At 64.6% G+C, this 585-nt stretch carries 4 pseudogenes; 3 read left to right on the forward strand and 1 reads right to left on the reverse strand.

Going from position 1 to position 585, the window contains the following annotated elements:
• Positions 1-137: pseudogene (locus U8L64_RS00395) on the reverse strand (hypothetical protein); the annotation flags it as partial.
• Between U8L64_RS00395 and U8L64_RS00400 the strand changes: the two are divergent.
• The 3 pseudogenes from U8L64_RS00400 to U8L64_RS00410 all read left to right on the forward strand — a co-directional run.
• Positions 137-256: pseudogene (locus tag U8L64_RS00400) on the forward strand (DUF6627 family protein); the annotation flags it as partial. The pseudogenes U8L64_RS00395 and U8L64_RS00400 overlap by 1 nt on opposite strands.
• 4 nt (positions 257-260) lie before the next feature.
• Positions 261-362, forward strand: a pseudogene (locus U8L64_RS00405) (hypothetical protein); the annotation flags it as partial.
• Between the two features lies 1 nt (position 363).
• Positions 364-450, forward strand: a pseudogene (locus U8L64_RS00410) (ribulose-phosphate 3-epimerase); the annotation flags it as partial.
• Positions 451-585 lie beyond the last annotated feature (135 nt).

A 585-nucleotide genomic window follows, 5' to 3' on the forward strand; every position in this document is an offset into this window, starting at 1 on the left:
AGCGGTGACGTCGCCTGGATGCTTTCCACCAGCAGCGGCAGGTCGACCGCCCGTTGGCGAGCCTGCGCGGCATACACGGCACTGACTACCACCTGCTCGATCTCGGCTCCGGAGAAACCCGCGCTGGCATCGGCCAGCACAGATTCCGATGGCGCAGGCGGCGATGATTGGTACGCCCGAAGTTATTGCCGAGCAGCAACAGCAGGTCGATCGCCAACAGCTGCTTACGATGTTGGAAGATCAGGACGTGCAGAAGACCCAAGTTCGAAGCCGAAGTGTACGTGCTGTCCAAGGAAGAAGGTGGTCGTCATACTCCGTTCTTCAAGGGCTACCGTCCGCAGTTCTACTTCCGTACCACCGACGGCAGCCGGTGCCGACACCTTTGTCGCCGGCTCGGCCATCTTCAACCAGCCGGACTACAAGGCCGTGATCGAGCAGATGCGCGCCGAGCGGCGCCGTGGTCAGCCAGATTCAGCAGCACGCCAGCGACCGGGACGACGCCGCCGAGCAGAGTGCCGGTACCGGCCAGCAGCAGACCGGCATCCCCGCCCTGGCCGGCGGCGCCGAGGCTCAGGCCGCCGAAAT

It is taken from the genome of Pseudomonas sp. FIP_A4 (assembly GCF_036701605.1).
GTDB classification, from domain to species: domain Bacteria; phylum Pseudomonadota; class Gammaproteobacteria; order Pseudomonadales; family Pseudomonadaceae; genus Stutzerimonas; species Stutzerimonas phenolilytica.